This window comes from Streptomyces sp. NPDC002265 (genome assembly GCF_040296125.1).
Classification (GTDB): Bacteria; Actinomycetota; Actinomycetes; order Streptomycetales; family Streptomycetaceae; genus Streptomyces.
Genome location: NZ_JBEOWS010000549.1, coordinates 1 through 4,155 on the forward strand (window position 1 = coordinate 1; position 4,155 = coordinate 4,155).

Here is a 4,155-nt window from a genome sequence, read left to right on the forward strand (position 1 = left end):
GCGGCCCACCCGGGTGCGCCGCCGCCTGCCTGACAGGACTCGGTACCTGGAAAGAGGGGGGCCGGAGCTATTTCGTCGGCTTCTTGCCGGTCACGCCCAGGTGCACCAACAGCGCCAGATTGGGCTTGAGTTCGGCCTGCTTGACGCCCCAGGACTGGAAGCCCTTCTGATGGGAGGCGACCGCCGCGAGCATCGCGACCAGCGATCCGGCGACCGCGGCCGGATTGACGTCCTTGTCGACCTTGCCCTTGGACTGCAACTCGGCGACCGCGTCGGAGAGGGAGTTGTTCACCGAGTTCAGGATCTTCATCCGGAGCTTGTAGAACCGTTTGTCCCCCTCGGCCGCCCCGAGGTCGACGACCCTGAGGATCGCGTCGTTGCGGCGCCAGAACTCCAGGAAACCGTCGACGAGTTCCTGCGAGGTCTGCCAGCCCGCCTTGCCGACCCAGGAGCGTCCGGCGACCAGTTCGGTCAACTCGGCTCCCTCGGCGGCCATTTGCTCGGCGATCTCCAGGACGGCACCTTCGACGTCCGGGAAGTACTGGTAGAAGGTGGCGGGCGAAGTGCCCGCCTTCCGGGCGACATCGATGACTTTGACGTCCCGGTAAGGGGAGGAGCTGAGCATCTCGCTGAGGCAGTCGAGCAGCTTCTGCCGGGTCGCCTGCCCACGCCGGCCGGCCACGCGGCCGTCGACGGTACGCACTTGTCCTGTCATGCCGTCAGCTTACCGAGGGGTGATCGGAGCGCGATTCGGCCGAGTGCAAATGGGGTGCACGAGGGTATGGGGGCTGATGTGCTGGTCTGCGGGGTGCGTGCGGCCCAGTTACTTTGGCGGTATGGCCGAAAACTGGGCATCGGGGTACGGAGGGGGCGTCCGGGAGGGTGTTCCCTGCTGGGTGGACGCGCAGCTTCCCGACGTGGAGGCGGGCAAGCGGTTCTACGGAGAGCTCTTCGGATGGACGTACGAGGATGCGTACGGCTCCTCGGTGTGGGCCCGCAAGGACGGTGAGCCCGTCGCCGCGCTCGCGCACAAGACGGACGGCCGGATGCCCACGGTGTGGGCGGTGCACTTCTCGACCCCGGACGTGCGGGCGCTGCTGCGGCGGGTGGAGCAGGCCGGCGGCCAGGCCGTCAGGGCGCCGCTCAGGGACGGCGACCTGGGGGTCGCCGCGCTGGCCGCCGACCCCGAGGGCGCGGTCTTCGGCCTGTGGCAGCCCGGCACCTACCCGGGTTTCGGCACCCGCGGCACCCCCGGCACCTTCGCCTGGGTCCAGCTCTACGCCCGCGACCCGGCCGCCGCCAACGCCTTCTACGGCGCCCTCTTCCACGAGGCCCTGTTCGGTCCCGGGCCCGAGCCCGCGTTCGGCCGGGCCGCGGTGGCCGACGTCTTCCCGGCCGAGATGCCGCCGCACTTCCTCGTCCACTTCCGGGTCGAGGACTGCGCGGCCGCCGCCGGGACCGTCCGGCGGCTCGGCGGCCGGGTCCAGGCGGGACCGTTCGGCACCTCGTACGGGACGGTCGCCGTCGTCAGCGACAATCAGGGGGCGTCTTTCGCGCTGCTGGAACGCTGAGTGCCCGATGTTTGCCCTGATATCCCCCAATAACATGGCAGACATCCTGATTGTCCCTGGGTTCGCAACCTGTGGCCCGGCCAGGAAGAATCAGGGTGCGTGCCGCCACGGCGGTGCGGTGGTGAGACGCTGCACGGGGTCGCTGCACACGTGGGTGGTGCGGCCCGTACGGGGAGGTGGCAGGGCAAGTGGTGGATCAGCTGACGCAGCACGATCCGCGGCGTATCGGGCCGTTCGAGGTGCTGGGACGGCTGGGTGCCGGCGGCATGGGGCTGGTCTATCTCGCGCGCTCGGCGTCCGGCCGGCGCGTGGCGATCAAGACGGTCCGCACCGAGCTCGCCGAGGACCAGCTCTTCCGGGTCCGTTTCACCCGCGAGGTGGAGGCGGCGCGGGCGGTCTCCGGCTTCTACACGGCCGCGGTCGTGGACGCCGATCCGCGCGCCGCGGTGCCGTGGCTGGCCACCGCGTACGTCCCCGCGCCCTCGCTCGAGGAGATAGTGAACGACTGCGGGCCGCTCCCGGCCCAGGCGGTGCGCTGGCTCGCCGCGGGCGTGGCGGAGGCGCTCCAGTCCATCCACGGCGCCGGGCTGGTCCACCGTGACCTCAAGCCCTCGAACGTGCTCGTGGTCGAGGACGGCCCCCGGGTGATCGACTTCGGTATCGCCTCCGGTGTTTCGAACACCCGTCTGACCATGACGAACGTCGCGGTCGGCACACCCGCCTACATGTCCCCCGAGCAGGCGAAGGACTCCCGCAGCGTCACCGGCGCCAGCGACGTGTTCTCGCTGGGCTCGATGCTGGTCTTCGCCGCCACCGGGCATCCGCCCTTCCACGGCGCGAACCCGGTCGAGACGGTCTTCATGCTGCTGCGCGAGGGCCCGGACCTCGAAGGGCTCCCGGACGAGCTGCGCCCGCTCATCGAGTCCTGTATGCAGATGGAGGCCACCGGCCGGCCGAACCCGGCCGACCTCCAGGCCCAGCTGGCCCCCCACCTCTTCGGCTCCGGCTCCGACGACAGCGGCACCGCGTCCGCATGGCTGCCCGAGAAGGCGGTGGCCCTGATCGAGACCCGCCGCGGCGGCCGCCCGCCGGTGAAGCCGGCCGTGAGCGGCCCGCGCAGCGGGGGCCGCGCCCCGGTGCCGCCGCCGCCCTCGCGCGACCCCGCCGTCCCGGCCCTGCCGTCCGGCCCGGCCCCCGTGGGCGCCCCCGACAACGGCCCGGTCCGGCTGGCCGGGGCCGCGGTGCCGATCGGACCCGGACCGCGGGTCGCCGACGCCCGTGCCGCCGCGGTCAAGGCACCCCCGCCGGAGGCCGGCCTGGTCGCGTCCTGGGCCAGACCCCGCCCCGGCGTCAACGGCGCCGACCCCGTCGTACCCGCGCCGCCCGCACCCCCGGAGACGGCGGCCGGCTGGCGCCCCTGGCGGTTCCGCATGTCCAACGACGTGTGGGGCACACCGGCGGTCGCCGGCGACCTGGTCTACGTGACCTCCTTCGAGGTGCACGCCCTGGACGTGGCGACCGGCAGACGCCGTTTCAAGACCCGGGACGTGGCCTGGTCGATGGCGGTCGCCGACGGCCGGGTGCACGCCTCCGACGGCCCCACCCTGTTCGCCCTGGACGCCCGCGAGGGCGGCGACCTGTGGCGGCTGTCCACGGACGCCTGGGTGTACTCCCTGAAGGCCGAGCGGGGCACGGTCGTCACCGGCACGCGCGGCGGCGGGGTGCAGGCCTGGGAGGCCTCCACCGGACAGCGGCTGTGGGAGATCAACGGCTGCCAGAGCGACTTCGAGTCGCCGGAGGCGGGCCCCGCGCTGCACGACGGCACGGTGTACGTCTGGCAGGACGCCCGGCTGTGCGCCCTGGACGCGCGCACCGGCGAGGAGCGCTGGTCGTACCCGATCGGCGACGCCGCCTCCTGCGGCGGGGTGCCGGTGCGCGTCACCCACGCCCCGGACGGCCATGTCTACCTCTGCGCCGGCACCCGGGTGCTGGCCGTCGAGGTGGCCACCGGAAGGGTGCGCTGGCACTTCGAGGCCCCGGCCGCGTTCCTCTCCCCGCCCGCCTTCGTGCCCGGCCCCGCGGTCACCGGCGGCGGGGTGTACCTGGCCGACTACCTCGGCACGGTCTACGCGCTCGACGCCACCGACGGCCGCGACCGCTGGCGCATCGCCACCGAGGCCCGGTCCTCGATCGAGCCGGTCCTGGTGGCCGCGGGCCACGTCCACGTCGGCAGCGGCAAGGGCCTCTACACCCTGGACGCGGTCACCGGTACACCCAAGTGGCGCTTCCAGGCGGGCGGCGACATCGTGGGCGCCCCCACGGTGGCCGAGGGCCGTATCCACTTCGGCTCCACCGACCACCTGCTCTACACCCTGAAGGCCGACGACGGCCGGCTGCGCTGGAAGCTCGCCACGGGCGGCGAGATCACCGGCTCGCCGGTGGTGAAGGACGGCGTGGTGTACGCGTGCAGCAAGGACCGCTGCGTGTACGCGCTGGACGCGGAGAAGGGCACGGGCACGGCCCGCACGACCTGACCCGCCCCCGGCACCGTCTTCCGGCCCGGCCCCGCCCCCCCGGGCGGGCC

3 protein-coding genes are annotated in these 4,155 nt (G+C 73.1%); 2 read left to right on the forward strand and 1 reads right to left on the reverse strand.

Annotation, left to right across the window (positions count from 1 at the left end):
• Positions 1–67: 67 nt before the first annotated feature.
• The gene (locus ABT085_RS44510) at positions 68–703 is read right to left on the reverse strand and encodes a TetR family transcriptional regulator (protein WP_351622403.1); all 636 of its coding nucleotides are present in this window, start codon (positions 701–703) and stop codon (positions 68–70) included.
• Between the two features lie 133 nt (positions 704–836).
• On the opposite strand from ABT085_RS44510, the gene kbpA reads away from it, so the two are divergent.
• Positions 837–1,571 carry an AfsK-binding protein KbpA gene (gene kbpA / locus ABT085_RS44515; protein ID WP_351622398.1) on the forward strand — a complete coding sequence of 245 codons (735 nt, stop codon included), beginning with the start codon at positions 837–839 and terminating at the stop codon, positions 1,569–1,571.
• Between the two features lie 188 nt (positions 1,572–1,759).
• Positions 1,760–4,105 (forward strand): protein serine/threonine kinase AfsK, encoded by a 2,346-nt coding sequence (gene afsK / locus ABT085_RS44520; protein ID WP_351622401.1) that lies wholly within the window; start codon positions 1,760–1,762, stop codon positions 4,103–4,105.
• The last annotated feature ends 50 nt before the right edge of the window (positions 4,106–4,155 follow it).

Bases quoted from the DNA above. Each gene is read 5' to 3' on its own strand.
- kbpA (WP_351622398.1), top strand. From the start codon at position 837: ATGGCCGAAAACTGGGCATCGGGGTACGGAGGGGGCGTCCGGGAGGGT.